The organism is Microbacterium oxydans (assembly GCF_000956525.1).
Taxonomy (GTDB): Bacteria; Actinomycetota; Actinomycetes; order Actinomycetales; family Microbacteriaceae; genus Microbacterium; species Microbacterium oxydans_A.
In genome coordinates this window covers 1-26,261 of record NZ_JYIW01000011.1, presented here as the reverse complement: position 1 = coordinate 26,261, position 26,261 = coordinate 1, and the positions used below count along the sequence as shown (strand labels likewise).

The 26,261-nt window shown below is 69.4% G+C and carries 23 protein-coding genes and 1 pseudogene; 15 read left to right on the top strand and 9 right to left on the bottom strand.

Annotation, left to right across the window (positions count from 1 at the left end; translation table 11 throughout):
- Positions 1-136 precede the first annotated feature (136 nt).
- Entirely contained in the window at positions 137-511 is a 375-nt protein-coding gene (locus RS83_RS00745; protein WP_045277586.1) for a hypothetical protein, read from the top strand.
- Positions 512-515: 4 nt separating this feature from the next.
- Complete coding sequence (locus RS83_RS00740; RefSeq protein ID WP_045277585.1) at positions 516-1,322, top strand: nitroreductase family protein; 807 nt, start codon at positions 516-518, stop codon at positions 1,320-1,322.
- Between the two features lie 2 nt (positions 1,323-1,324).
- Here the strand turns inward: RS83_RS00740 and RS83_RS00735 are convergent, their stop codons facing one another.
- Positions 1,325-2,854 (bottom strand): FAD-dependent oxidoreductase, encoded by a 1,530-nt coding sequence (locus tag RS83_RS00735; protein WP_045277591.1) that lies wholly within the window; start codon positions 2,852-2,854, stop codon positions 1,325-1,327.
- A gap of 86 nt (positions 2,855-2,940) precedes the next feature.
- On the opposite strand from RS83_RS00735, the gene RS83_RS00730 reads away from it, so the two are divergent.
- The 4 genes from RS83_RS00730 (at position 2,941) to RS83_RS00715 (ending at position 7,596) form a co-directional block, all read left to right on the top strand.
- Positions 2,941-3,336: a fluoride efflux transporter FluC gene (locus RS83_RS00730; RefSeq protein WP_045277590.1), complete on the top strand. Its 396-nt coding sequence runs from the start codon at positions 2,941-2,943 to the stop codon at positions 3,334-3,336.
- Complete coding sequence (locus RS83_RS00725; RefSeq protein ID WP_045277584.1) at positions 3,333-3,695, top strand: fluoride efflux transporter FluC; 363 nt, start codon at positions 3,333-3,335, stop codon at positions 3,693-3,695. The genes RS83_RS00730 and RS83_RS00725 overlap by 4 nt, the downstream gene beginning before the upstream one ends.
- A gap of 85 nt (positions 3,696-3,780) precedes the next feature.
- Entirely contained in the window at positions 3,781-4,380 is a 600-nt protein-coding gene (locus RS83_RS00720; protein ID WP_045277583.1) for a TetR/AcrR family transcriptional regulator, read from the top strand.
- 15 nt (positions 4,381-4,395) lie between these two features.
- Entirely contained in the window at positions 4,396-7,596 is a 3,201-nt protein-coding gene (locus RS83_RS00715) for an efflux RND transporter permease subunit (RefSeq protein WP_045277582.1), read from the top strand.
- A 125-nt stretch (positions 7,597-7,721) separates the two neighbouring features.
- On the opposite strand, the gene RS83_RS00710 is transcribed toward RS83_RS00715, so the two are convergent.
- A complete protein-coding gene (locus tag RS83_RS00710) occupies positions 7,722-8,618 on the bottom strand; it encodes an aldose 1-epimerase family protein (protein ID WP_197072030.1) in 897 nt (298 codons plus the stop codon).
- Positions 8,619-8,880: 262 nt separating this feature from the next.
- On the opposite strand from RS83_RS00710, the gene RS83_RS00705 reads away from it, so the two are divergent.
- Positions 8,881-11,088, top strand: coding sequence for a DEAD/DEAH box helicase (locus RS83_RS00705; RefSeq protein WP_045277581.1), 2,208 nt, complete (start codon positions 8,881-8,883; stop codon positions 11,086-11,088).
- A gap of 213 nt (positions 11,089-11,301) precedes the next feature.
- On the opposite strand, the gene RS83_RS00700 is transcribed toward RS83_RS00705, so the two are convergent.
- The 4 genes from RS83_RS00700 to RS83_RS00685 form a co-directional block, all read right to left on the bottom strand.
- Positions 11,302-11,841, bottom strand: a complete 540-nt coding sequence (locus tag RS83_RS00700) for a YaeQ family protein (protein ID WP_045277580.1) — start codon at positions 11,839-11,841, stop codon at positions 11,302-11,304.
- Between the two features lie 40 nt (positions 11,842-11,881).
- Positions 11,882-12,079, bottom strand: coding sequence for a hypothetical protein (locus RS83_RS00695; protein ID WP_045277579.1), 198 nt, complete (start codon positions 12,077-12,079; stop codon positions 11,882-11,884).
- A gap of 32 nt (positions 12,080-12,111) precedes the next feature.
- Positions 12,112-13,155: an Rv2578c family radical SAM protein gene (locus tag RS83_RS00690; protein ID WP_045277578.1), complete on the bottom strand. Its 1,044-nt coding sequence runs from the start codon at positions 13,153-13,155 to the stop codon at positions 12,112-12,114.
- A gap of 68 nt (positions 13,156-13,223) precedes the next feature.
- Positions 13,224-14,426 (bottom strand): trans-sulfuration enzyme family protein, encoded by a 1,203-nt coding sequence (locus tag RS83_RS00685; RefSeq protein ID WP_045277577.1) that lies wholly within the window; start codon positions 14,424-14,426, stop codon positions 13,224-13,226.
- 115 nt (positions 14,427-14,541) lie between these two features.
- Here RS83_RS00685 and RS83_RS00680 point away from each other — a divergent pair, with 115 nt between their 5' ends.
- Positions 14,542-14,985, top strand: a complete 444-nt coding sequence (locus tag RS83_RS00680; protein WP_045277576.1) for an Lrp/AsnC family transcriptional regulator — start codon at positions 14,542-14,544, stop codon at positions 14,983-14,985.
- Positions 14,986-15,055: 70 nt separating this feature from the next.
- Here RS83_RS00680 and RS83_RS00675 read toward each other — a convergent pair whose 3' ends face one another.
- Together RS83_RS00675 and RS83_RS00670 are read right to left on the bottom strand one after the other, a co-directional pair.
- The gene (locus tag RS83_RS00675; RefSeq protein ID WP_045277575.1) at positions 15,056-16,465 is read right to left on the bottom strand and encodes an aldehyde dehydrogenase family protein; all 1,410 of its coding nucleotides are present in this window, start codon (positions 16,463-16,465) and stop codon (positions 15,056-15,058) included.
- Entirely contained in the window at positions 16,462-17,517 is a 1,056-nt protein-coding gene (locus RS83_RS00670; RefSeq protein ID WP_045277574.1) for a homoserine dehydrogenase, read from the bottom strand. The genes RS83_RS00675 and RS83_RS00670 overlap by 4 nt, the downstream gene beginning before the upstream one ends.
- Positions 17,518-17,808: 291 nt before the next feature.
- Between RS83_RS00670 and RS83_RS00665 the strand changes: the two genes are divergently transcribed.
- Genes RS83_RS00665 through RS83_RS00655 form a run of 3 tightly spaced genes read left to right on the top strand, consistent with a single transcriptional unit; the run spans position 17,809 to position 21,246 of the window.
- The gene (locus RS83_RS00665) at positions 17,809-19,287 is read left to right on the top strand and encodes an amino acid permease (protein WP_082071456.1); all 1,479 of its coding nucleotides are present in this window, start codon (positions 17,809-17,811) and stop codon (positions 19,285-19,287) included.
- Positions 19,284-20,456: an alanine racemase gene (alr, locus tag RS83_RS00660; RefSeq protein ID WP_052678714.1), complete on the top strand. Its 1,173-nt coding sequence runs from the start codon at positions 19,284-19,286 to the stop codon at positions 20,454-20,456. Before RS83_RS00665 ends, alr begins: the two co-directional genes overlap by 4 nt.
- Positions 20,457-20,496: 40 nt before the next feature.
- Complete coding sequence (locus RS83_RS00655) at positions 20,497-21,246, top strand: IclR family transcriptional regulator domain-containing protein (RefSeq protein WP_197072029.1); 750 nt, start codon at positions 20,497-20,499, stop codon at positions 21,244-21,246.
- A gap of 4 nt (positions 21,247-21,250) precedes the next feature.
- On the opposite strand, the gene RS83_RS00650 is transcribed toward RS83_RS00655, so the two are convergent.
- Positions 21,251-22,042, bottom strand: coding sequence for an IclR family transcriptional regulator (locus RS83_RS00650; protein WP_045277572.1), 792 nt, complete (start codon positions 22,040-22,042; stop codon positions 21,251-21,253).
- 65 nt (positions 22,043-22,107) lie between these two features.
- On the opposite strand from RS83_RS00650, the gene RS83_RS00645 reads away from it, so the two are divergent.
- The 4 genes and pseudogenes from RS83_RS00645 to RS83_RS00630 all read left to right on the top strand — a co-directional run.
- The gene (locus RS83_RS00645; protein ID WP_045277571.1) at positions 22,108-23,037 is read left to right on the top strand and encodes a M15 family metallopeptidase; all 930 of its coding nucleotides are present in this window, start codon (positions 22,108-22,110) and stop codon (positions 23,035-23,037) included.
- Between the two features lie 152 nt (positions 23,038-23,189).
- Complete coding sequence (locus RS83_RS00640; protein WP_045277570.1) at positions 23,190-24,353, top strand: acyl-CoA dehydrogenase family protein; 1,164 nt, start codon at positions 23,190-23,192, stop codon at positions 24,351-24,353.
- Positions 24,354-24,406: 53 nt separating this feature from the next.
- A complete protein-coding gene (locus RS83_RS00635; RefSeq protein WP_045277569.1) occupies positions 24,407-25,504 on the top strand; it encodes a serine hydrolase domain-containing protein in 1,098 nt (365 codons plus the stop codon).
- A gap of 210 nt (positions 25,505-25,714) precedes the next feature.
- A pseudogene (locus RS83_RS00630) lies at positions 25,715-26,261 on the top strand (DUF222 domain-containing protein); the annotation flags it as partial.

Genomic DNA, 26,261 nt, shown 5'->3' with positions numbered 1-26,261 from the left:
CTGACCCTACGCCCGACCCCACCCTGCCGAGCGGCCCCGTTGTGCGCGAACCACCCCCGTGTGGGCCGTACCCAACGGGGCCGCTCGCACGCAAGGGGGTCGCTCGGCAGCCGGAGGTCGGGCGTAGGGTCAGGGCATGAGGCAGCGATCCCGGCGGACGAACGCAGCGCCGCTGTTCGCTGCCGCCACCATCGCGTACGGGGCGAACGCAGCACTCGGCATCGCGGTGGCGACCAAGGCGATCGACACCCGCGACTTCCGCTGGGTCCACCACGCCCTTTACATCGCGACCTGCGCGACGACTGCCGCGGCCGTCAGCGCCGGCCTCTGGGCTCGCCCTCGAGCCGCGAGTCGACGCGCTGCCGTCGCGCTGCTGCCCGCTGCAGCCCCGCTCGCAGCGATCCCGTACCTCGGCACTCATACCGCGCGGCATCCGCTGGTCGCGCTCGCCGCAGCCCCGTTCATCGTCGCCGGCCTCGTGTGGTCGCGGCGTCCCTCCGACCGGAAGTGATCACATGGAACTGCTCGACGCCATCCGCCGCCGCAAGACCACGAACGGCCCCTTCCTGCCCGACCCCGTGTCGGAGGAGCACCAGCGGGTGCTGCTCGAGGCTGCCGGACGAGCGCCCTCGCAGCTGAACAGCCAGCCGTGGCGCTTCGTCGTGATCGAGAACCGCGAGACGATCGACCAGATCGCGAGCATCTCGGGCGAGAGCATGACCGAGGCGATGTCGAACGGCACGTTCTTCGAGCGCTACAAGCCGTACTTCCGGTTCAGCCAGGCGGAGATGGATGAGAAGCGGAACGGGATGCTGTTCGACAAGCTCCCGGCGGCACTCCGCCCGTTCACGAGCCAGGTGTTCACGAAGCGGGGGCAGACGCTCATGAACACGTTCGGCGTCCCGAAGACGCTCGGCGCCGAGAACCGCAAGCTCGTCGCCGGTTCACCGCTGCTGCTCGGCGTGATGCTCGACCGCAGCGAGTACCGGCCGGGGCAGCTGTCGTCGTTCTACTCGGTGTTCAGCATGGGCGCCGCGATGGAGAACATCTGGCTGACCACGGTCGAGCTCGGCATGGGCATCCAGTTCATCTCCTTCCCGATGGAGGTGCCCGGCCGCTGGGACGAGATCGTGCGCCTCCTGCGCGTGCCTGACGAGCTCGAGCTGATGGCCGTCTATCGGCTGGGCTATCTGCCGCCGGAGCAGCGTCGACCGGCGATCGACTGGTCGAGCAGTCAGCGACGGCTCGCCTCGCAGTACGTGTTCCGCGAGAGCTGCGAGACGCCGCAGCAGGGGTGGGATGCGCCGCCGCCGGGCGCCTGAGTTCAGCGGCGTCCGGTCCGCGGCAGCTCAGGAAGGTCGGTGAGTGCCGGACCCTCGATCCGGGTGCCGTCCGGCTCGAAGCGCGAGGCGTGCAGCGGGCAGTCCCACGTGCACTCCGCGTCGTTCCAGGCCAGCACGCCGCCGAGGTGCGGGCAGACAGCGCTCACCGCGCGTGTGACGCCGTCGACCGTCGAGACACCGACCGGCAGGCCGGCGCGGTTCGCGACCACGCCTTCGCCCTCGGCCGGCTGCGCGACCGGAACGCTGCGCGACTCGGCATCCGCCCATCCGGATGCAGCGGCTCTGCCGACCTTGATGCCCTCGGTCGCGCCGCGCCCGATGTCGGCGGGCACGGTGAGGCGGGTGGCGATCCGCAGCATCCACTTCGGTCGATCGCGGTAGCTCGTTCCGAGGATCTCGTCGGTCAGGCGTCGTGCCGCAGCCGGAGCGTTCGAGAGACCCCACTTGGCGTAACCGGTCGCGAACCGGATCCTGCCGAGACCACGGGGCAGGGCGCCGACGAAGGGGATGAGGTTGTGCGACTCGTAGTCCTGCGCGGACCAGCGGTTCGTCTCCTCGGCATCCGGGAAGTGCCGGCGCGTCCAGGCGACGAGATCGTCGATCGCGGCGGCCTCCGAGTCCGACCTGCCGACCGGATGCCCGTTGCCGCCGACGATGAGCTGCGCCGTGCCGACGGGGCCGTCGGCGGCCGACACCGGACGGATCGACCTGGTCGGGTCGTCGACGGAGAGGAAGGTCGTGTCGAGCACCTCGCCGGGCACGCGGAACGAGACGCAGTACGACCGCAGGCCCCGTATCTTCGCGAAGTACAGGCCCCGGTCGAGGATCGGGGCGCCGGTCGCCAGCACGATGTGGTCGGCGGACATGGGACCGGCATCCGTGTCGACGTGCGCGGATGGCAGCGCATGCGCGCCGGTGACGCGGATGCCGGTGTGCAGCGTCCCTCCAGAGGCGAGCAGCTCTGCTGCCAGCGCGCGGGCGACGAGCGCCGGGTCGATCATGACCTGATCGTCGAGCGCGACGGCGCCGGCGACCGGGAACGGCAGGCTCGAGAGTTCGGTGGCGCCCAGCATCCGGGTCGACAGCCCCGCTTCGCGCGCCGCCTCGTGCTGGGCGCGTACGGTGTCGACGCCGCTGCGCCCCTGGGCGTACGAGTGATCCGTGCGGCGGGTGTACGAGATGCCGGCGGTGTCGGCGAAGGCGAGCAGCCAGTCCATGCCGTCCCGATTCGCGTCGACGTAGGCGCGCACGAGCTCGGCGGGATGGTGCCGCCGGATCTCGGCGAGGCGCTTGCCCTGCAGCAGCGAGAGCTTGCCGGTGTTCCCGCCGGTCGCGAGCTCTGCGACCGCGCCGGACTCGATCACAGCGACGTCGAGACCGGCGCGGGAGAGCATGACGGCGGTCGTCAGTCCCGTGATGCCGGCGCCGACGATGACGACGTCGTGGTGCGCGTCCGCCTCGAAGGGCGAGCCGGGAGGCATGGTCGTGTCTGTCTTCCAGAGGGGCAGCATGTGGTCAGTGAACGCCCGCGAGCGCCACGCACCCAGCGCCTTGACATTCGGGGGCCAGGCTGTCACTGGCGACTACAGTGGCGATCGTGAACCTCCGCCGCATCCTGCTCGTCGCGCTCGGCGGCACGATCGGCACCGCGGGCAGGCTCGCCCTCGGACTGCTGCTGCCAGAGCACGGCGGCTTCCCGATCGCGGTGCTGCTCGCGAACATCGTCGGGGCGTTCCTGATCGGAGTCCTGGCGGCGCGTCCCTTCGGCAGGCTCGGCGACGCAGCGGCCGCCGAGGTTCGACTGCTGCTCGGCACCGGCATGCTGGGTGGCTTCACCACCTACAGCTCGTTCATGACGGGCACGCTCGCCCTGTGGGCGGATGCCCCGGTCGTCGCCGCGGCGTATGCGCTCGGTTCGCTCGTGCTCGGCCTCGGCGCCGCCGCGCTCGGGCTCCGGCTCGGCCGACCGCGCAGCGCAGGAGGTGCCGCGTGAGTCCGCTGCTGTTCCTCGCCGCAGCTCTCGCCGGAGGCGTGGGCGCCGTGCTGCGGTATCTCGCTGATCGCGGGGTTGCCCGTCTCGCAGGACGCCGCTTCCCCTGGGGCATCTTCCTGGTGAACCTCACCGGCTCCTTCGCGCTCGGTCTCGTGACCGCCGCCCTCCCCGAGCAGGCGTTCGTGCTCGGTGCGGGGCTCCTCGGCGGGTACACGACGTTCAGCACGGCGATGCTCGACACGGTCGCACTCTGGCGCGACGGTGAAGGCGGATCGGCGGTGTTCAATGCGATCGGGATGCTCGCGTCGAGCCTCCTCGCCGCGGGCCTCGGACTCGCGCTGGGCAGCGCGCTCGGCTGACCGACAGCGCGAGCCCGTCTGCTCTCAGCATCCTCCCACCGAGAAAATGTACAAATGTACATGTACAGATGTCTCGGAGGTGGTCATGGCGGAAGCGACGCGTCGCCGACGTGACCCCGAGGCGCGCCGCCGAGAGATCGCCGCCGCCGCAGCCGAGCTGATCGTCGAGGTCGGCGCGGATGCGCTCACCCACCGCCTCGTCGCCTCCCGCGCCTGCGTGCCGCTCGGCTCGACCACGCAGTACTACGACACGCTCGACGACTTGCGCACCGCAGCGTTCGGCGTGCTCGCCGACGAGGTCGACGCCCGTCTCGACGGCATCCGCCGCATCGTCGCCGAACGCGGCGCCAGCCCGGCCGTGCTCGCAGGACTCATCGCCGACGGACTCGACGACGCCAGGACCGTGCAGGCCGACCGTGCCGTCGTCACCGCCGCCGTGCACGATCCGCGGCTGCGGGAACTCGCTCGCCACCTCTCCGAACAGCTCGTCGCGATGCTGGAGCCGAGCTACGGCGTCGACCGCGCGACCGCCGCCATGATCTTCATCGACGGCGTGATGTGGAGCGCGCAGATCCGCGACGTGACCCTTGATCGCCCGTTCATCGAAACCGTCCTCACCAGAATCCTCGGCATGCCCGAGACTGATACCAACCCCGGTCGCATCGTCGCGTCCTCCGCACCCTGAACCGAGGAATCCGCTGTGTCGAATCTCGCAGTCCTGAGCCTGAAGAACCGGGCGCTCATCGCCCTCATCACCATCGTCGCCGCGGTCTTCGGCGGCCTGGCACTGACCAACCTCAAGCAGGAGCTCATCCCCTCGCTCGAGCTCCCCAACCTCATGGTCATGACCACGTACCCCGGCGCATCGCCCGAGGTCGTGGAGAACGACGTGTCGACCCCGGTCGAGTCGGCGATCCAGGGCGTGCCCGGGCTCGAGGGCACGACCGCGACCAGCACGACGAACGCCTCGATCGTGCAGGCCACCTTCGCGTACGGCACGAACCTCGCGACGGCCGAGCAGAAGATCCAGCAGGCGCTGAACCGCATCTCGGGCCAGCTCCCCGAGGACGTCAGTCCGCAGGTGCTCGCGGTCTCGATCGACGACTTCCCGGTGATCCAGGTCGCCGTCACCGGATTCGAGGATGCCGACAACGCGCAGGCGGAGCTGCAGAGCGTCGCCATCCCCGACCTCGAAGACGTCGACGGCGTCAACGCAGCCCAGATCATCGGTGGCGTCGGACAGCGCATCAGCATCACACCCGACGTCGCGAAGCTCGCGGCCGAGGGCGCCAGCACGCAGGAGATCAGCTCGGCGCTGCAGCAGAACGGCACGCTCTTCCCCGGTGGCGACATCACCGCTGACGGCCAGACGCTCACCGTGCAGACCGGCGGGAAGCTCGCGTCGGTCGAGGAGATCGCCGCCCTCCCGCTCGTCGGCACGACGGTGACCATCGGCGATGTGGCGACCGTGGTCCAGGAGTCCGATCCGATCAGCTCCATCTCTCGTGTCGACGGCAAGGACGCGCTCTCGATCTCGATCACGAAGCTGCCGGCCGCGAACACGGTCGAGGTGTCGCAGGGTGTGATCGCCGCGCTCGACGAGATCGGCAAGGCGTTCCCCGACGCCGAGTTCACGATCATCTTCGACCAGGCGCCGTTCATCCAGCAGTCCATCGAGAGCCTCGCCACCGAGGGCCTGCTCGGCCTCGTCTTCGCGGTGATCGTGATCCTGGTGTTCCTGCTCTCGATCCGCTCGACCCTGGTGACGGCGATCTCGATCCCGACCTCCGTGCTCATCACCTTCATCGGGCTGCAGGCCTTCGGGTACTCGCTCAACATCCTCACCCTCGGTGCGCTCACGATCGCGATCGGCCGCGTGGTCGACGACTCCATCGTCGTGATCGAGAACATCAAACGGCACTACGTCGGCGATGCCGACAAGGGCGATGCGATCAGGCTCGCCGTGCGCGAGGTCGCGATGGCCGTCACGGCATCCACGATCACCACCGTGGCCGTGTTCCTCCCGATCGTGTTCGTCGGCGACATGGTCGGCGAGCTGTTCCGGCCGTTCGCCGTGACCGTGGCGATCGCGATGGTCGCCTCGCTGCTCGTCTCGCTGACGATCGTGCCGGTGCTCGCGTACTGGTTCCTCCGCCCCGGCAAGCCGCTGCTCGACGAGAACGGCGTCGCGATCGACCCGGAGCACGAGGATGCTCCGCCGACCAAGCTCCAGCGGGCCTACCGTCCGATCCTCGGCTGGACGCTGAAGCACTCGGCCGTCACCGTGATCATCGCGATCGTCGTGCTCGGCGGGACGCTCGCGGCTGCGCCGCTGATGAAGGTCAACTTCCTCGGCGACTCCGGCCAGAACACCATGACCGTCACGCAGGACCTCGGCCCGACCGCGAGCCTGCAGACCAAGTCGGATGCCGCGGTCAGCGTCGAAGACGCCCTGCTCGACATCGACGGCATCACGCACGTGCAGGCCTCGATCGGGTCGAGCGGCTCCGCGCTGCGCGACGCGTTCTCGGGTGGCGCCGGCATCACCTACTCGGTGCTGACCGACGGTGACGCCGACCAGGAGAAGCTGCGCGCAGACGTGCAGAAGGCCATCGACGGACTCGGCGACGAAGTGGGCGACGTCTCCGTCGCCGCATCCGCCAGCTTCGGATCGAGCGACATCGAGATCTCGGTCTCGGCGCCGAACGCCGACGACCTGCAGACCGCGACGACCGCCGTCGTCGACGAGCTCGACGGCCGTGACGGCGTCGGCCAGGTGACCGACAACCTCGCAGCATCGCTGCCGTACATCGCCGTCGTGGTCGACCGCGAGGCCGCAGCGCAGCGCGGGCTCTCCGAGGTCGCGGTCGGATCCATCGTCTCGAACACGATGCGTCCGCAGCAGCTCGGCTCCGTCGAGATCGACGACACCGCGCTGACCGTGTACCTCGTCGCACCCGAGCCGCCGACCACGGTCGACGCGCTCAAGCAGCTCACGATCCCGACGCCGCTCGGTGTGGTGCAGCTGCAGGACATCGCCACCGTCGAGCAGCGCAACGGACCCACCTCGATCACCACCGAGCAGGGCCGCCGCACCTCGACGATCACGGTGCCCCCGGCATCCGACAACCTCGCCACCGCGACGGCATCGGTCAACACGGCGCTCGCCGCGGTCGACCTGCCCGACGGTGCATCGGCCGAGGTCGGCGGTGTCGCCTCGCAGCAGGCCGACTCGTTCTCGCAGCTCGGTCTCGCGATGCTCGCCGCGATCCTGATCGTGTACGTGGTGATGGTCGCGACGTTCAAGTCGCTGCGTCAGCCGCTGCTGCTGCTCATCTCGGTGCCGTTCGCCGCGACGGGTGCGATCCTGCTGCAGATCGTCACGGGTGTGCCGCTCGGCGTCGCCTCGCTGATCGGTGTGCTGATGCTCATCGGCATCGTGGTGACGAACGCGATCGTGCTGATCGACCTCGTCAACCAGTATCGGGAGAAGGGGCTGTCGACCGCCGATGCGGTGCGGGCCGGTGGCGAGAAGCGTCTGCGTCCGATCCTGATGACGGCGCTCGCGACCATCTTCGCGCTCACCCCGATGGCGCTCGGCATCACCGGGCACGGCGGCTTCATCTCGCAGCCGCTCGCGATCGTGGTGATCGGTGGACTGATCTCCTCGACCGTGCTCACGCTGATCGTGCTGCCGACGCTCTACAACCTGGTCGAGGGTGCGAAGGAACGTCGCCGGGCTCGCAAGGGCCTGGATGCCGACGGTCGGACGCCGGTGCTCGTCGGGGCGGATGCCGCGGCATCCTCTGACTCGAGCGTCGCTGCCGCGGCATCCGCTGACTCGAGCGCCTCCGACGCCCACGCGCTCACGCGTCGTGAGCTGCGCGAGCGCGGCGAGTAACCGCCGGTCGCTGTTCGCAATTCAGCAAATCCATGCAGCCGGGGCCGGGATCGAGAGATCCGGGCCCCGGCTCGTCCGTTCTTGCTGAATCGTGAACCGCGTCGGCCGGTGTCCGCGAGCGGGGCTCAGCCGAACGTGATGCCCCAGTGCAGCGTCCAGGTCTCGTCGGCTGCGAGGCGACGGATGCCGATGCCGCTGTTCAACGCATCGGCCGGCGCCGTCATCGGCTCGATCGCGACCGCGAGCGACTGACCCGGATACTTCGGCGTGGTGTACACCTGCACGAAGTCGAAGCCCTCGCCCTGCCAGAGCGTCACGCGGCGTCCGTCCGGCGCGGTCAGCGTGTGCCGCACGAGCCCGTCGGCGTCGCGCGTGAGGTCGGTGAACCCGGTGTCGAGCTCGACGTCGCCGAGGCGCACGCCGTCGCGCAGTGCGGCGTCTGCGGGGCGGGTGCCGGTCGGCAGCATCCGATCGTCCGTCTCGATGGCGGTCTTGGCCGACACCTGCAGCACCAGCTCGTGCGGATCGACATCGCCGATCGTGACGAAGGGGTGCGTGCCGAGAGCGACCGGCGCCGGCTCGGCAGAGCGGTTGGTCAGCGTGTGCGTGACCTGGATGCCGTCGGCGGTCAGGCTGTAGGTGACGGACGTCTCGACGAGGTACGGGTAGCCGGTCTGCGGCACGATCGTCGCGCGGAGCACGGCAGCCGTCTCGGTCTGGGCGATCTCGTACGCGGTGAAGCGCAGCAGCCCGTGGCTGGCGTTGTGGAACTTCGGCTCCGTGATCGCGAGCTGGCGGGTGGTGCCGGCATCGTCCCATGCGCCGTCGCGCACCCGGTTCGGCCAGGGCGTGAGCACGACACCGGAGCACGAGGGGGTCGGCGCATCCGCCGGATACGGCGGGACGAGGTCGACACCTCCGATGCGGAGGGAGCGGAGCGAGGCGCCCACCTGGGCGATCTGCGCGGTGACGTCGCCGAGCTGCAGGACGATCTGGGTGCCGGTGGGGGAGACGGAGATCACTCCATCAGCGTAGGGGGCTGGGCGCTCTCTCAGGTGCGTCGGCTACACTTGTGCGGTCGGCTTCGGACACCCGCGCAAGGCGCGGACGTTTTATGTGTGTGAAGTGTGAGTCCAGGGGCCGATGGTGAGCGTCCATCGACGCACATGAACCATCACATGAATGGCCCCCGGCTCCTCCCAACCGGCCCCCTGAGCGTTGCTCATGGTGCGCGCGTGTGCGCGCAGTGCTGTTCTCGTGCGAGAAACGAAAGCAGATACTCCCATGCCGAAGAGCAAGAAGCCCCAGGGCGGCCGCCCCGCCCGCAATTTCGAGCCGCGATACGGCGCGAACAAGACCTCCTTCCACGACCGTCACCACGGCGCCCCGTCGCGTGACGGCGCCCGCGACGAGCGCGGCGGACGCGCGGATGCCGGTGACCGCCGCTCCGCTCCCGCAGCCGGCGGCTACGACCGTCGTCCCGGCAGCCGCAGCGCGAGCCACCGCGGATACCGCCCGGCCGAGGCCGAGTCCGGCGCACCCAAGCAGCGGTGGAGCGCGCAGGAGCGCGCCGGCCGCGACGAGGCTCGAGGCATCCGCAACCGCGCGGAGTCCGGACGCCGCGATGCTCCGCACCACCGCGGCGACGAGCGCACCGAGCGCCCCCGCTTCAACGACCGGCCGGCACGTTCCTTCGACCGTGGCGCAGAGCGTCCGCGGTTCGATCGTGACGACCGCCCGCGCCGCGACGACCGTGGCGGCCAGCGCCCGACCGGCCCCGGCACCTACCGCGACGAGCGCGGCGGCCAGCGTGACGAGCGTCCGCGCCGTGACGACCGGGGTGCGGGCACGCAGCGCCAGGGCTTCCGCGACAACGACCACCGTGACGGCGGTCGTCCTGGCCGCGAAGAGCGCCCCCGCTTCAACGAGCGCCCCCGGTTCAACGACCGTGCTGCAGGCACCCAGTCCCGCGGCGCAGGCGCTGGCGCACCGAGCCGCGGTGGCGAGCGCTCCTATGACGCCGACCGCGCACGTCGTGCGTTCGACCGCGACCGCACGCAGCGTTCGTTCGAGGGTGGCCGCGATGAGCGTCGCCCCTCGACCGGTGGCGCATACCGCACCGAGCGTCCGCGTCCGCTGACCTCGGACACCCGTGGGCGTCCGTCGTACAACGAGCGTCCGAGCCGCAACGACTGGAACGCCACCAGCCGCCCCGCGTCGACCGGCGCGAAGTTCGCACCGGGCGAAGACGTCGTTCATGACCGCCTCGAGGCGAAGTCCGTCGCCGCTGTCGAGGTCGACGGTGTGACCTTCGGCGACCTCGGTCTCGGTTCGAACATCGTCGAGACGCTGGCCGGACTCGGCGCGGCATCGCCGTTCGCCATCCAGGCCGCCAGCATCCCCGCAGTGCTCGAGGGCCGCGACGTCCTCGCCCGCGGCCGCACCGGCTCTGGCAAGACCATCGCGTTCGGCGCCCCGCTCGTCGAGCGCGTGCTGCAGTCGCAGGCCGGCAAGCGCCGTGAGTTCGGCCGTTCGCCGCGTGCGATCATCCTCGCGCCGACGCGTGAACTCGCACTGCAGATCGACCGCACCATCCAGCCGATCGCCCGCAGCGTCGGCCTCTTCACCACGCAGATCTACGGTGGTGTGCCGCAGGGTCGCCAGGTCGGTGCGCTCAAGAAGGGCGTCGACATCGTGATCGGCACCCCCGGCCGCGTCGAGGACCTGATCAACCAGGGCAAGCTCGACCTGTCGGACTGCCAGATCGCAGTGCTCGACGAGGCCGACCACATGTGCGAGCTCGGATTCGTCGAGCCGGTGCAGCGCATCCTGCGTCACACCGCAGACGGCAGCCAGAAGCTGCTGTTCTCGGCGACGCTCGACCGCGAGGTCGCAGCCCTCGTCGACGAGTTCCTGATCGACCCGGCCGTCTTCGAGGTCGCCGGTGAAGACCAGGGTTCCAGCACGATCGAGCACCGCGTGCTCGTGATCGAGCACCGCGACAAGGCCGACATCCTCACGTCGCTGGTCGACCGCGCGGGCAAGACGCTCGTGTTCGCCCGCACCCGTGCGTATGCCGACATGCTCGCCGAGCAGTTCGATGACGCCGGCATCCCCGCGGTCTCGCTCCACGGTGACCTGAACCAGGCGAAGCGCACGCGCAACCTGGAGCGTCTCACCTCTGGTCGCGTGAACGTGCTCGTCGCGACGGACGTCGCCGCCCGAGGCATCCACGTCGATGACATCGACCTGGTCGTGCAGGCCGACGCTCCCGACGAGTACAAGACGTACCTGCACCGCTCCGGTCGGACCGGCCGCGCCGGTCGTTCGGGCCGTGTCGTCACGCTGATCACGCGTCAGCGCCAGCGTCGCATGACCGAGATGCTCGAGCGCGCCGAGATCGACGCTCCGTTCGAGAACGCGCGCCTCGACGACGACATCATCGAGGAGATCGCCGGTCGCGTGCCGACGGCGGCCGACCTCACGAGCTGATCTCGCTCACCCCCTCCCGCCCTCTTCGGTGAGGGGTCAAAACACGCCGCGCGGACCGCTGTCCGCGCGGCGTGTTTTGGCTTCTCGCCAGGCGTCGCGGAGCCGTGGGGGGGCGGAGCCAGGCGCGTCGGGAGGAGATCTCCGCATGGGGCTGACGCGCAGCGCCGAAAGCTCCTCCCGAGGCGGGGAACTCCTCCGCACCGGGCGGCGGGGTCAGGCGATCTCGTGCTCGTGGATCGCCGTCGTCAGCGACGTGCCGTTCAGGTCGAGGTAGACCACCTGCTCGGTCACGGTGAGCGTCATCGTGTTTCGGCGCTCGAGCTGCGGCACCGCTGACTCGATGAAGCCGGGGTCGAAGCTGTAGACGCGGATCGCCTCGGACTTGTGGATCTTCTTCCCGGCCCACGGCGCCATGACCTTCGCGGGATCGCGGTGCGTGTAGACGACCGTGCGCTCGGCGAGTCGGCTCCCGTAGTGCAGGCGTTCGGCGTCGGGGGCTCCGATCTCGATCCAGGCCATGATCGCGCCGGTGAGGTCGCGCACGATCACCGCGGGCTCCGCGGTCGACGAGATGCCCTCACCGAACGCGATGCCCTCCGTGTACTCGAGCCCGTAGGCGAGCATCCGGGTGAGCATGTATGCGTCCGTCTCGGACGGATGCCGCGCCACGCGCAGCGAGAAGTCCTCGTAGACGCCCCTGTCCGTGTCGGCCAATTGGACGTCGAACGTGTGCATCGTGGAGCCGGTAGCCATAACTGTCGAGCCTACGCGGCCGCAGCGCTCCGTCGGATCGTCAACCGTCGATGTCGGCGCGCGCTGTCGTGCGCTCGTGATCCCGGAGGAACACCATGCCGATCAGCACGAGCGAAGCCCCGAGTGCTGCCGCGCCCACGATCGCCACCGTCATGCCCCCGCCCTCGGGCAGGATCGTGCCGACGATCGTGGCAGCGAGGCCACCGAGGAAGAGGAGGGCGACGTATCCGCGGAACATGCGCTCAACCTATCGCGCAGCGCTCCGCCGGATCAGAAGAGCATCGGCTGCGCCGCCGGATCGGATGCCGCGCCCGGTGTGAAGCGCACCGGGCGGACGCGCTGCGGGTAATCGTCTTCGTGCCGGGCGTCGAGGCCGTGCGAGCGGATCAGCGGGCGTGCGCGCTTCGCGAGCCACTGCCGGTAGCCCTTGGGTGCTTCGGCGGCGGCGCCGGGATAGAGGCCGCGGTACGACGAGACAAGGTCGGGGCGCGCCTCACCGAGCCACTGGAAGAACCATGGCTTCACGCCGGCTCGCAGGTGCAGCGCACCGTAGATGACGGTCCGCGCGCCTGCCGCCTTGATGCGGGCGAGTGCCTCGTCGATCGCGGCGACCGAGTCAGTCATGTGCGGCATGATCGGCATCAGGAATACGGTCACCCGGAATCCGGCATCCGCCAGTGCCCGCACGGTATCGAGTCGCGCTTGCGTGGTCGGTGCGCCGGGCTCGATGGCCTTCTGCAGCTCGTCGTCGTACATCGCGATCGACATCTGCACGTCGACCGGCACACGCTCGGCTGCCTTCGCGAGCAGCGGGATGTCGCGACGGATGAGCGTGCCCTTGGTGAGGATCGACAGCGGGGTACCGGATGCCGCGAGCGTCTCGATGATGCCGGGCATGAGCTTGTAGCGTCCTTCGGCCCGCTGGTACGGGTCGGTGTTGGTACCGAGGGCGACGGTCTCGTGCTCCCAGCTGCCGCGGCGCAGCTCTTTCTCGAGCACCTCGACGACGTTGACCTTCACGACGATCTGCGAGTCGAAGTCGGCCCCTCCGTCGAGGTCGAGGTATTCGTGCGTGCCGCGGGCGAAGCAGTAGGTGCAGGCATGACTGCAGCCGCGGTACGGGTTGATCGTCCAGGCGAAGGGCATGCGCGAGGCGCCGGGTACGTGGTTGAGCGCCGACTTCGACAACACCTCGTGGAAGGTCATGCCGGCGAACTCGGGCGTCGTCACCGTGCGCAGGACGCTGGTGCGATCCTCCATGCCGGGCAGCGCAGCGGCATCCACGTCTCCGACTTTCTGCCCTTGCCACCGCATCCAGCTATTCGAACAAAACGACGAAGCTTTGTCAACCGAAATCGAATCTCTCTACGATTCGAGGGCGCTCAGTCGAAGGTCGCGTCCAGCGCCGCGCTCAGGTCGGCCAGCAGGTCGTCGGCATCCTCGAGCCCGACCGAGAGCCGCAGGTGACCGAAGGTCTGGAACGGCTCCGGGTAGGTCGCCACCCGGCCGCCCTCGGTACCGGTGTGCACGATCAGCGAATCGTCGTGCCCGAGCGAGAAGCCGGAGGTGATCAGCCGCAGGTTCGCGACGAACCGGTTCTGCACATCGGGTGATCCCTTGACGGCGAAGGCCATCATGCCGCCGAAACCGCGACCGCCGAACTGCCGCACGGCGAGCGCGTGATCGGGGTGCGAGTCGAGGCCGGGGTAGGCGATGTACTCGACGCGCGGGTCGTCCGCGAGCATGTGCGCGATGCGCTCCGCCGACGAGAAGTGCTGACGCAGACGCAGGGGGAGCGTCACGGTTCCGCGCTGGATCTGCCAGGCGTTGAACGGCGAGATGATGCCGCCGACGTCGACCATGGCATCCGCCTTGATGGGCTCGATCAGGTCGTGCCGTCCCGAGACCGAGCCGCCCATCGCGTCGCCGTGCCCGTTCAGGTACTTGGTGAGCGAGTGCACGACCAGATCGGCGCCGTGCTGGATCGGACGGTAGAACGGCGGCGGCGAGAAGGTGGAGTCCACCATGAGGATGGCGCCGGCGTCGTGCGCGATCTCGGCGATCGCCGCGACGTCGGCGACCTTGGTGGTGGGGTTCGCGATGGCTTCGATGCAGACCAAGCGGGTCTCGGGGCGCATCGCTGCGCGGACGGCGTCGAGGTCGCTGATGTCGACGAAGGTGGCTTCGAGTCCGTAGCGGCGGGGGAGCAGCTCGGTCCACAGGCGCCAGGTCGCCTCGTAGACGACATCGCTCACGACGACGTGGTCGCCAGCCCTGACGTGGGTGAAGAACACGGCGTGCAGGGCGGCGACTCCCGAGGCGAGGGCCACGGCGTCTTCCGCGCCGTCGAGCGCTGCGAGCTTCTGCTCGAGCGCCGCCTGGTTCACCCCGGTGTTGCGCGTGTAGAGCCCTGGAGCGGTCGCCGACCAGCTGATCTCGCTCGGGTCGTCGGGCAGCTGGTAGGAGTTGGCCATCACGAGCGGCGTGCGCAGTGCCATGGTCGAGTCGAGCTGATTGCCGGCGTGCACGGCGAGGCTGAGGTCCGACAGTGTGAGCAGGTCTTTGCGGTCAGGTCGAGCGCTCATGATGACTCCTTCGTTCCTGCACCCGTCGAGGGGTGCCGATTCCCAGCTTAGAGTGCATAATAGACACACGCAATTGCTAATCCTGCACGCTTGATGACATGGCCAGGAGGCCCCGATGGAGCGGCTCCACCTCGATCAGATCGACCGCAGCATCCTCGCTGCGCTCACAGAGGACGCTCGTGTGCCGCTGGTGACGCTGGCGGCGCAGGTGCATCTGTCGCGCAACGCGGTGAAACAGCGGATGGATCGGATGGAGCGGCAGGGCGTGATCGCCGGCTACACCGTCACGCCGGGGCGCGCAGGCGCATCGCCGGTCTCGGCAGTCGTGCTCGTCTACCGCAGTGATCGGATGCGCGGCGGCGGCGTGATCGCCGAGATCTCGCAGATCCCCGAGGTGCGCAGATGCGACGTGCTGTCGGGGGATTTCGACCTGCTGGTGACGCTCGAGGCAGATTCGATGGATCGCATCGGCGAGATCTGGGAGCTCCTTGCCGCCATACCGGGCGTCGCGAACACCGTGACGGCCCTCTCGCTGACCCGGGTGATCGACCGCGGGTGATCGACCCCGTCTGAACCTCAGGAAGGGGCGGGGTATCCCCCTGGACCCCCGGCCCCTCCCCGAGGAGATCTCAGGTGGTGATGCAGGTGACCTTCGGCTGCGTCATCTCCTCGTACGCGAAGCGGACGCCTTCGCGGCCCATGCTCCCGTACTTGGAACCGCCGAACGGCATGCTGTCGATGCGGTAGTCGGAGGAGTCGTTGATCATCACGCCGCCGGCGTCGAGCGCCTCGGCGACCCGCAGGGCACGGGTCAGGTCCGAGGTGAAGGCCCCCGCATGCAGGGCGTAGTCGATGCTGTTCGCCTCAGCGACCGCTTCGGCCTCGGTGTCGAACGGCGTCAGGACCACGACCGGCGCGAACGCCTCCTCGCCCCAGAGCTCGCAGGTCAGCGACACGTTCTCGACGGCGGTCGGCCAGTAGACCGAGCCCTCCCTGCGGTGCCCCGCGAGAACGCGCGCGCCGGAGCGCACGGCGTCGTCGACCACGCGCTCGGCGCGGATCGCCGCCGCCTCAGAGATCATCGGACCCACATCGGTCGCCGCATCGGTCGGATCTCCCGCACGCAGCGTCGAGGTGCGCGCGGCGAACCGGTCGCGGAACTCGTCGTAGACGGAGCGCTCGATCAGGATGCGCTGCGCGCCGACGCAGTTCTGTCCGGCGGCCCAGAACGCCCCGGATACGCAGGCCTCGACCGCAGCGGGGATGTTGGCATCCGCGAACACGAGCACGGGGGCGTTGCCGCCGAGTTCCATCGCGAGCTTCTTGAGCCCGGCGGTGCGGGCGATCGCCTCACCGGTCGCGAACCCTCCGGTGAACGACACCATGCGGATGTCGCGCACGGCGACGAGCGCCTGCGCTACGTGGCGGTCGCCGTGCACCGTCGTGATGATCTCGTCGGGGAGCCCGGCCTCGAGCAGCACCTCGACCAGGAGCCGTGCGGTCAGCGGGGTGAACTGCGACGGCTTGAGGATCACGGCGTTCCCGCCGGCGATCGCGGGCCCGAGCTTGTGGGCCACCAGGTTGAGCGCATCGTTGTACGGCGTGATCGCGAGGATCACGCCGAGCGGCTCCCTGGTGAACCAGCCGCGGCGGTTCGCCCCGCCCTCGTAGGCGTCGAAGGGGATGACCTCGCCGTCGAAGGCGCGCGCAGTCTCGGCTGACAGCGAGATCGTGGTGACCGCGCGACGCACCTCCTTGCGGGCCTGCGTGATGGTCTTCCCGGCTTCGCGCACGATGAGCGTCGCCGCCTCCTCTGCCCGTCCTTCGAGGATCCGCGCGGCGCGATCCAGGATGCCGTGCCGTTCGAACCGGGTCAGCCCCCGTGAGAGCGAGGATCCGAGTCGAGCGCGCGCCATGATGGACTCGACGTCGTCGACCGTGTGCTGGGCCAGGTGGGCGATGACCTCGCCGCTGTACGGGTCGAGGACCTCGAGCATCGGTGTCTCGGTGACCGGGGCGTCGATCGTCACCACGCTCATCGCAGCGCTCCGGCGAAGGACTGCTGGTGCGCGTCGATCGCGATGATGTCGGAGAGCAGCGCGTATGCGGTCTCGATGCGACCGGCGCCGGGCCCCGAGATCGTGACGGTGCCGAGCAGATCGGTCGTGAAGGCGACGGCGTTCGTCGCACCGGAGATGCCGGCGAGCGGGTGATCGGCGCTCAGCGAGAGCGGCTGCACGGATGCCGTGACGGCACCGGACTCGTCGCGCTCGACCGTGCCGATGAGCTTCCAGTGCTCACCGGCTGCCGCGGCGGCGATCACGTCGGTCGCGGTGATGCCGCTGATGCCGGTGCGCGGCACGTCGGCCGTCGTCAGCTCGGCGTCGAGGAGCTCGTTCGCGAGGATGACGACCTTGAGCTGCACGTCGGAGCCCTCGATGTCGGCCGTGGGGTCTGCCTCGGCGTAGCCGAGCGCCTGCGCCTCGGCGACTGCATCGTCGAGCGACTTGCCCGCCTCCATCTGGCCGAGCACGAAGTTGCTGGTGCCGTTCAGGATGCCCTGGATGCGCGTGATGCGGAGCCCCTTGAGGGTCTCGCCTGCCAGCCGCAGCACAGGGGTGCCGCTCATCACGGAGCCCTCGTACTCGAAGCTGGCGCCGTTCTCTTCGGCGAGGCGGTTCAGCGCGGCGCCGGCGAGCGCGACCGGACCCTTGTTCGTGGTCGTGACGCTCTTGCCGCTCTCCAGGGCAGCGCGCACGTGCGAGATCGCGGGCTCGCCGTCGATCGGGTTCGTGAAGGTCGCCTCGGAGATGACATCGGCCGTGGTGTTGCGGATGACGTGGTGGTTGCGCGGCTCGGCGTCGCCGCCGGGCAGACCGGCGAAGGTGTCGGCGCCGGTCATGGCGAGGGCCGCATGCAGGTCGATGCCCTCGCTCTGCATGAGCGAGCCGAGGCGCAGGTCGGTGATCGCGACCACGCGCAGGGTGAAGCCGAGGTCGTCGGCGAGCGTCTCGCCGCGGTCGCGGATGATCTCGGCGAGGGCGCGGTTGACGCCTCCGAAGCCGATGAGGGCGAGGTCGTGGTGAGTCACCGGGGTTCTCCTTCGTTGCAGTGGCTGCCGCCGGGGGCGCCGTGCGGACATGGGTCAATCCTCGGTTCGGGTGGTGTCAGCGCGCGCCTGTCGGAACGGCAGTGCGACCGTGCGGAATGTCAGTGCCGCGGACGGATCGTCGGCGGTGGCTGCGGAGGCGGGGAATCCTCGGTCGGGCTCTTGTGGAGGGGTTCGCCGACGGGATAGTGTCCCGGCATCCGCTCCAAGTGATGCGTCATTGGCACATAGATGTGAATATGATGCACATATCAAACCCGATTGAGAGTTCCGATGACGCCTCTTCCCGGGGAGAAGTCCCTCCCCAACGTCCTGCCGAACACGACCGCGACGCAGGTGCCGCTCCGGCGCCTCCAGCGGACGATGGACGCCAGGCACCTGATCATGATCGCGCTCGGCGGAGTGATCGGATCGGGGCTGTTCCTCAGCTCCGGCTACACGATCTCGCAGGCCGGTCCGCTCGGCGCGATCGTCGCCTACCTGATCGGCGCGTTCGTGGTCTACCTGGTGATGGCCTGTCTCGGTGAGCTCGCCATCGCGTACCCGGTGTCCGGCGCCTTCCACATCTACGCGGCCCGGTCGATCGGACCAGCGACCGGTTTCACGACCGCCTGGTTGTACTGGCTCTGCTGGGTCGTCGCCCTCGGGTCGGAGTTCACGGCCGCCGGCATCCTGATGCAGCGCTGGTTCCCCGGGGTTCCCGTCTGGCTGTGGTGCCTGATCTTCGCCTCGGTGCTGTTCCTCCTGAACGCGATCTCCGCCCGCGTGTTCGGCGAGGCCGAGTTCTGGTTCTCGCTCGTCAAGGTCGTCGCCATCGTCGCGCTGATCGTGCTCGGCGGTGCGGCCATCTTCGGCTTCACCCCGCTGTCGACCGAATCCTCGCCCGCCATCCTGTTCAGCAACTTCGAGACGCCTGGCGGCCTGTTCCCGAACGGCTTCAGCGGCGTGATCGTCACCGCGCTCGCCGTCTTCTACGCCTTCAGCGGCTCCGAGCTCATCGGTGTCGCCGCGGGTGAGACGAAGGATCCGGCCAAGAACATCCCCAAGGCGCTGCGCTCGACCGTGCTCCGGCTCGTCGTGCTCTTCGTGGGTGCGATCGCCGTGATCGCCGCGATCCTGCCCTACGACCAGGCCAGCGTCACCAGCAGCCCCTTCGTCGACGTGTTCCAGTACGTCGGAGTGCCGTACGCCCCCGACATCATGAACTTCGTCATCATCACCGCGCTGCTCTCCGCCGGCAACAGCGGACTCTTCTCCTGCGCGCGCATGCTGTTCTCGCTCGCAGAAGAGGGCCACGCGCCGAAGGCGTTCACACGCCTGACGAAGCGCGGAGTGCCGATCGTCGCGCTCAGCGTCAGTATCCTGATCGGTCTGGTGTCCCTGGTGACCAGCGTGGTCGCCGCCGGAACCGTCTACCTCGTGCTCGTCTCGATCGCCGGATTCGCGGTCGTCGCGGTGTGGATGTCGATCGTCGCCTCGCAGTTCTTCCATCGCCGCAGGTTCGTCCGCGAGGGAGGACGCGTGGCCGACCTCGCCTACCGCACGCCGCTCTATCCCGCGCTGCCGATCGTCGCCTTCTCGCTGCTGCTGATCTCGATCATCGCGATCGCATTCGACCCGAACCAGGTCGCTGCGCTCTACTTCGGGATCCCCTTCGTCGGCCTCTGCTACCTCTACTTCTGGTGGCGGCACGGACGCAAGGGCCAGCGCGACACGGCCCAGAACCACGAAGCCGCACCCGTCGACGCATGACGGATCCCGTGCCCGCAGGCGGGTGGGTGGAGATCGACCCGGACGCGATCACCCACAACATCCGCACGATCCGCGCAGCGCTGGGCGACCCGGTCGAGTTCTGCGGGGTCGTGAAGGCCGACGCCTACGGGCACGGGATCGACATCGTGGCCCCCCTCCTCGCCGCGGAGGGGGTGACCATGATCGGTGTGGCCTCGAACGAGGATGCCGCCGCGGTGCGGTCGAGCGGGTTCACCGGACGGCTGATGCGCGTGCGACCGGCCGGCCGCGACGAGGTCGACGACGGCATCCGCTTCGCGATCGAGGAGTGGATCGGCGGGGCCGAGCACGCCGAGACCGTGAGCGCGGTGGCAGCGGCTCGGGGCACCCGGATCCGTGCGCATCTCTCGCTCAACTCCACCGGGCTCGGCCGCGACGGGATCGAAGCGAGCCAGCCGCCGGGCGTGCGCGTCGCGCGTGGCGTGCTCGCGGATCCGCTGCTCGACGTCGTGGGGATCTGCTCGCACTTCCCGTGCGAGGACGAAGCGGATGTCGCTGCCGGCACCGCGAGCTTCGACCGGCAGTCGCTGGCCGTGCTCGACGGCGTCGAGGCGGGGGCGGTCTCCCGGCACTGCGCGACCACGTTCGCGGCGCTGCACGTGCCGGAGTCCTGGTTCGACCTCGTCCGCATCGGCGCCGGCGTGTACGGCGACACGGATGCGCTGGGCGGTGCGCTTCGCCCGGCAATGCGGGTGGTGTCGCGCATCGCCGCCATCAACTCCTACCCTGCTGGCAGCACGGTGGGGTACGACCGCTGGCATCGGCTCGATGCGGATGCGCGCCTGGCGCTGATCCCGCTGGGCTACGCCGACGGGTTCCACCGCAGCCTCAGCGGCACCGGCGAGGTGCTCGTTCGCGGCGAGCGGGCGCGCATCGTCGACCGCATCGCGATGAACAGCTTCCTGGTCGACGTGTCGCACATCGCCGACGCGGCCCCGGGCGACGAGGTCGTGCTCTTCGGTGCGCAGGGCGGCCAGGCGATCACCTCCGCCGACGTCGATCGCGCGCACGGCAGCATCGCAGCCGACCTCTATGTCGCGTGGGGGCGGCTCCTGCCGCGCCGGACCGTCGGCGCATCCGGTGTCTCGGCGGCTGCCGCGGCATCCGATGCCGTCATGGTCGCCGGATAGGATGGCCGAGGTCTCGACCGGCAGACGAGGAGGGGTGGCAGTGGCTTCTTCGTCGCTCGTGCAAGGACTGAGTCTGCTGGGTGCAGCCGTTGAGCAGGAGCGCCGTGCCCGTCCTGGGCTCAACGCCTCGCGACTCGCTGAGCACACCGACATCGAGCGCAGCCGGGTCTCGCGGCTCACGCAGGAGCTGCGTTCGCGGCAGTTCCTCCGCCGTGACGACGACTCGCTGTTCTCGGCAGGACCCGAGTTCTTCGGCACGGCGGCCGTGCTCAACGCCGCCTGGCTCAGCGAAGCCAGGGTGGCCCTGCGCGCGCTCGCCTCGCAGCTGGCGGTCAACGCGCTGATCACGGTCGCCGACGGCGCGCGCGGCGTGCTGCTGCGCTACGAGCGCTCGGCCGACGGTTCCGACCGTTCGATCCGCGCTGGGCTCGTGACGCCGATCTGGTGCACCGGTGCTGGGCGCGCGCTGCTGTGGGATCACACCCCGGCGCAGCTGCAGCAACTGCTCGACGACGTGCAGTTCATCGGCGTCGGCGGTCCGACCGCTGCGCGTTCGACCGATGAGGTGCGAGCGATGCAGGAGCGCGATCTCGCCGACGGTCTGATCTCGGCGTCGGAGGAGTACGACGAGGGGATCGACGAGTACGCGCTCCCGATCCGCAGCGGGGGCGAGGTCATCGCCTCGCTCGCAGTGCGCGGACGGCACCGGCCGAAGGGCGCGACTCGTGAGACCCGCGCGCTGCTGACGCAGTTCGCCCGCGATCTCACCGCCGCGGCCGACGCGGGGTAGGGAATCAGCCTGCGACGGATGCCGGTGCGCCGAGCTGACGGGACAGGTCGGCCGCGGCGCGCGCGCAGGCCGCTCCGCACTCGGCCGTGCGGGCCAGCATCGCCTCGCGGGTGCCGACCACCTGCACCGCGCCGACGACCTCCCCGCGGAAATCCCAGACGGGTGCCGCGACCGAGTAGAGGTCCGGTTCCGCCTCCTGATCGACGATGGAGAACCCGCGTCGACGGTCGTCGTCGAGACGGGCGAGGAAGTCGTCGACCGACGTCGGGGTGTTCGGCCCCTGTGGTGCGAACTCGGTCGAGGCGAACACCGCGCGCACCTCGGCGGCCGAGGCATCCCACAGCGATGCGCGCCCCGCATCACTGCAGTACGCCGGGTAGGCGCGCCCGATCCACGACCCGATCATGCGAGACGCCGGGGGCAGGCTCTCCAGCGTCGTGAGCGTCGCGTCTCCCTGCAGCTCGCTGAGGAAGGCCGCCTCGCCGAGCTCAGACGAGAGGCGCTCCAGCACCGCGAGTCCGTGCGTGCGCAGACGCTGCGCCGTCAGCTCCTGCGCCGCGGCGTACCAGCCCCAGGCGAGGCCGAACGAGCGGTCGGAGCGGCGCTCGACCAGGCCGGAGCGGTCCAGGGTCGCGAGCGTGCGCGACACCTGGGAGCGTTCGCGCCCCAGCGCCCGGGCGATCTCACCGACGGTGGTCTGCTGCCCGTCCCTGATCAGCGCAGCGAGCGCGGTGAGCACGTCGAGACCGCGGCCCATGCTGCTCGAGGGCGCAGTGGTATCGAGGGCTGGCGGCATGCATCGAGGCTACCGTCGCGCTCGCCGCAGTGGTGTCATCCGCGCGGACGCGAGAGAATGAGTCAATGCCTTCCCTGCCGCACGCTCAGCATGCGGCCGCGCCCTCACCGCTGCGCGGTCCTGCACTGCCGATCGGCATCGCGGTGACCGCGCTCGGAATGCTGCTCTCGATCGCGACAGCGCCGCTCGCCCCGGCCGACCCGAGCACGATGCCGGAACCCGTCGCGGTGATGCAGGTGCCGTCGGTCCAGGTGGATGCGACGACCGCGGCCGACCCGTGTGCGGACCCGGCTGTGCAGGACGCGCTCGCGCGCGGGGATGACGCCGCCGCGATCGCCGGCTTCGGCGGTGGTGAGCCGTTCAGGGCGGCCGTCGTCGCCGGCAACGCGCCCTGCGTCTCGCTGAGCGATCCGGCGCGGATCTGGGTCGTCGTGAACAAGGCGCGCCCCCTCGAGCCGGCTGACTACGCGCCGACGGGGCTGGCGGCGGTGCCGCTGCAGACGACGACGCGCTCTGATGAAGTGCGCGCCGACGTGGGTGCGGCTGTCGGGCAGATGGCGGCGGACGCGGCTGCTGCAGGTGCGGGCACGATCGGGGCGAACAACGGCTACCGCTCCTATGGTCTGCAGGTCACGACCTATGACTCGCATGTTCGCTCACAGGGGCAGCAGGGGGCGGATGCCGGGTCGGCGCGACCGGGCCACAGCGAACACCAGACCGGGCTCGCGCTCGATGTCGTCGCCTGCGATGCACGGTGCGGTGGGCTCGATGGGTTCGGCGCCACCGGGCAGAGCGCCTGGGTCGCGGAGCACGCGTGGGAGTACGGATTCGTCGTCCGTTACGAGAGCGTCGGCAGCGGCGTCACGGGATACGCGCCGGAGCCCTGGCATCTCCGGTACATCGGTGTCGACCTCGCAGCGGCCTATCAGGCCGGCGGATTCCACACGCTGGAGGAGTTCTTCGGACTGCCCGCCGCCCCCGACTACACGCCCTGATCCGGACGATCGGGGCCGTCTGGTGGCATCCGACAATCGAGGAACCCAGTCTCACTGAATGTGGGATGCATTCTCACAACTCCCTGTCTTTGCTGCGCTCATCGACATAGAATCGCGGGAGCAATGACGCACGAGACGTTCAGGAGGACGCGATGGAACGCGACATCTACGAAGAGGATCACGAGGCCTTCCGCGACCTCGTCAAGGACTTCGTCAAGCGCTACGTGACCGGTGAGGCGATCGAGCGGTGGGATGCCGCCGGCGAGGTCGACCGCGACACCATGCGTGCTGCGGGAGAGGCCGGGATCATCGGCCTGTCCGTTCCGGAGGAGTTCGGCGGAGCGGGGATGCTGCAGGACTACCGCTTCCGCGCGGTCGTGAACGAAGAGGTCATCGCGGCCGGCGCCGGCTCGCTCGCCGGTGCCTTCGGCATCCAGGACGATCTGGCCGTGCCCTACCTCGTGCACATGGGCACGCAGGAGCAGAAGGCCAAGTGGCTGCCGCGGATGGCCACCGGCGAGATCATCGGAGCGCTCGCGATGACCGAGCCGGGCGCCGGGTCGGATCTGCGTGGCATCAAGACCACCGCGAAGAAGGTCGACGGCGGCTATGTCGTCAACGGTGCGAAGACGTTCATCTCGTCCGGCGCGACCGCCGACCTCGTCGTCACCTTCGTCAAGACCGGCGAGGGCAACCGTCCGGACGCGTTCAGCCTCGTGCTGCTCGAAGACGGCATGGAGGGCTTCGAGCACGGCAAGAAGCTGCACAAGATGGGCTTCCAGGGCCACGACACCGCGGAGCTGTCCTTCACCGACGTGTTCGTGCCGGAGGAGAACCTCATCGGCGGCGTCGAGGGCAAGGGCTTCGTGCAGCTCATGATGAACCTGCCGCTCGAGCGCCTGTCGATCGGCGTCGCGGGAGCCGCGGCAGCGCAGGCGGCCCTCACCTGGACGATCTCGTACACGAAGGACCGTGAGGCCTTCGGCGAGCGGATCATCGACTTCCAGAACACCCGCTTCAAGATCGCCGACATGGCCACGACCGTCGACGCGCTCTGGGCGTACGTCGACCGTGCGCTGCTCGCCTACTCGCAGGGCAAGCTGTCTGCGGAAGAGGCTGCGAAGGTGAAGTTCTGGGCGACCGAGCGCGAGTGGGAGGTGCTCGACACCGGCGTGCAGCTGCACGGAGGCTACGGCTACATCACCGAGTACCCGATCGCTCGCGCCTTCCTCGACGCCCGCGTGCACCGCATCTACGGCGGCACGAACGAGATCATGCGGGAGATCGTCGGACGGCAGATCGCCGGCAAGCGCTGAGGGTTCTCACCGGATGCCGCCGCATGGCGGCATCCGGTGGTTGAATCAGGGGCATGACGCAGCCACTGCAGCAGATCCTCGACGACCACGTCTCGCGTGGAACCGCTCCTGGGATCATCGGCGTCACCGGCGAACCTGACGGAGACGTCGAGATCGTCACCGCCGGCGACCTCGCAGCGGATGCGATCGTTCGGATCCAGTCCATGACCAAGCCGATCATCGCGGTCGCCACGCTGCGACTCGTGCAGGACGGACGCCTCGGTCTCGACGACGCAGTGGAGACCTGGCTGCCGGAGCTGGCGGCACGTCGAGTGCTGCGTTCGCCCGGAGCATCCCTCGACGATGTCGAACCCGCGGTGACGCCGATCACCGTCCGGCATCTGCTCACGAACACCTCGGGATACGGCGTGATGACCGCACCGTCCCCGCTGCAGGAGGCGATGATCGCCAACCGGACCGAGGCGGGTCCTGAACCCGTGACGCTCGGAGCGCAGGACTGGCTCGAGGCGCTCGCCGCGCTCCCGCTGGCCTTCCAGCCCGGCACGGGATGGCGCTATCACCACTCCTTCGGCATCCTCGGCATCCTGCTCTCCAGGCTGGCGGACGGCTCGCTGCAGGAGCACCTGGAACGCGAACTCTTCGAGCCACTGGGCATGGTCGACACCGGGTACTCCGTACCGGTCGAGCAGGCGCATCGGCTGCCTGCCACCCATCGACACGACGGTGGAAGGCTGATCGAGGTCGAGCCGGCCGCCTCTGGCTTCTCGGTCGCGCCTGCGCCGTTCGACGTCAGCCATTCGGAGCTCGTGTCGACAGCGGCCGACTATGCCGCCTTCGCACGGATGCTGGCCGCTGGTGGCCTGCACGACGGACAGGTGGTGCTGGCGCCGGAGTTGCTCGCGGCCATGCGGACAGATCAGGTGCCCGCGAGCGCCAAAGCGTCGGACAGCTTCTACCCCGGTTTCTGGGACGCCACCGGCTGGGGATACGGCGTGGCCATGCAGGCCGAAGGCGAGCGTGCCGGACGATACGGCTGGTCCGGCGGGCTCGGAACCGACTTCTCGGTCGACCCGGACGGATCGTTCCGGATCGTGCTCACGCAGGTCGAGATCGGGCCGGACGTGCTGGGGTTGTTCGACGATACGCGGTGAGTCCGGTCGGAGGGTGGCGTCCTCGGTCTTCTCCTTCTCTACTCCCTTCGCTCTGCTTCTCGCCTTCCGTTCCTTGTCTTTGCTCGTTGCTTTCGGTCCCCGTTTCCTCGCCGCTCCGTGCTCTCTTCTTGTTTGCCAGGATGCCGGTATGCCGGAATGCGATTCGAACATAGCTTCGAGACTCGGTGGTGGTCGGGGTAAAATGGGGCTATGGGGAAGCTGGTCGGGGTGCATGAGGCGGTGGCTCGCCTCGACGCGGCCTGGGCGGATGCTGACGATGCGACCGACCTGTCGCGGGCGCAGTTGATCGCGGTGAATGCGGCGATCGGTGTGCTGCAGCGACGGCTCGGAGCGGTGTATGTCGACGTGGCGGCTGGTATCGCTCGCGAGTCGCGGCCGGAGCTCGGGGCGGAGAGTCTTGCGAAGCAGCAGGGCTTCCGGAATCCCGCGAAGCTGATCGCCGCGACGACCGGAGGTTCCGCGGGTGATGCTGCTCGCCTGGTGGCGGTGGGGGAGGCGACCGCACCACGCACGGATCTGGTCGGGGCGCCGGTACCGGCGAGATACCCGGCGGTGCGTGACGCGCTGGCCTCCGGAGTACTCGGGGTCGCAGCCGCGGGCCTGATCATCGCGGTGTTGGACCGGTGTCGGGTGGCGGCAGGGCCGGAGCGGACCGTGGAGGGTGAGCGGGTGCTGGTGGAGCGTGCGGTGGGGGTGTCGTTGGATGATGTGCGGAAGCTGGTGGTGCGTGCGGAGG

Coding starts and splice junctions, on each gene's coding strand:
- RS83_RS00680 (WP_045277576.1), top strand. CDS start 14,542: ATGGAGCGGCTCCACCTCGATCAGATCGACCGCAGCATCCTCGCTGCG.
- RS83_RS00745 (WP_045277586.1), top strand. CDS start 137: ATGAGGCAGCGATCCCGGCGGACGAACGCAGCGCCGCTGTTCGCTGCC.
- RS83_RS00650 (WP_045277572.1), bottom strand. CDS start 22,042: ATGCCGCCAGCCCTCGATACCACTGCGCCCTCGAGCAGCATGGGCCGC.
- RS83_RS00700 (WP_045277580.1), bottom strand. CDS start 11,841: ATGGCTACCGGCTCCACGATGCACACGTTCGACGTCCAATTGGCCGAC.
- RS83_RS00635 (WP_045277569.1), top strand. CDS start 24,407: ATGACGCAGCCACTGCAGCAGATCCTCGACGACCACGTCTCGCGTGGA.
- RS83_RS00735 (WP_045277591.1), bottom strand. CDS start 2,854: ATGCTGCCCCTCTGGAAGACAGACACGACCATGCCTCCCGGCTCGCCC.
- RS83_RS00690 (WP_045277578.1), bottom strand. CDS start 13,155: ATGCGGTGGCAAGGGCAGAAAGTCGGAGACGTGGATGCCGCTGCGCTG.
- RS83_RS00685 (WP_045277577.1), bottom strand. CDS start 14,426: ATGAGCGCTCGACCTGACCGCAAAGACCTGCTCACACTGTCGGACCTC.
- RS83_RS00675 (WP_045277575.1), bottom strand. CDS start 16,465: ATGAGCGTGGTGACGATCGACGCCCCGGTCACCGAGACACCGATGCTC.
- RS83_RS00645 (WP_045277571.1), top strand. CDS start 22,108: ATGCCTTCCCTGCCGCACGCTCAGCATGCGGCCGCGCCCTCACCGCTG.
- RS83_RS00740 (WP_045277585.1), top strand. CDS start 516: ATGGAACTGCTCGACGCCATCCGCCGCCGCAAGACCACGAACGGCCCC.
- RS83_RS00695 (WP_045277579.1), bottom strand. CDS start 12,079: ATGTTCCGCGGATACGTCGCCCTCCTCTTCCTCGGTGGCCTCGCTGCC.
- alr (WP_052678714.1), top strand. CDS start 19,284: ATGACGGATCCCGTGCCCGCAGGCGGGTGGGTGGAGATCGACCCGGAC.
- RS83_RS00705 (WP_045277581.1), top strand. CDS start 8,881: ATGCCGAAGAGCAAGAAGCCCCAGGGCGGCCGCCCCGCCCGCAATTTC.
- RS83_RS00640 (WP_045277570.1), top strand. CDS start 23,190: ATGGAACGCGACATCTACGAAGAGGATCACGAGGCCTTCCGCGACCTC.
- RS83_RS00720 (WP_045277583.1), top strand. CDS start 3,781: ATGGCGGAAGCGACGCGTCGCCGACGTGACCCCGAGGCGCGCCGCCGA.
- RS83_RS00665 (WP_082071456.1), top strand. CDS start 17,809: ATGACGCCTCTTCCCGGGGAGAAGTCCCTCCCCAACGTCCTGCCGAAC.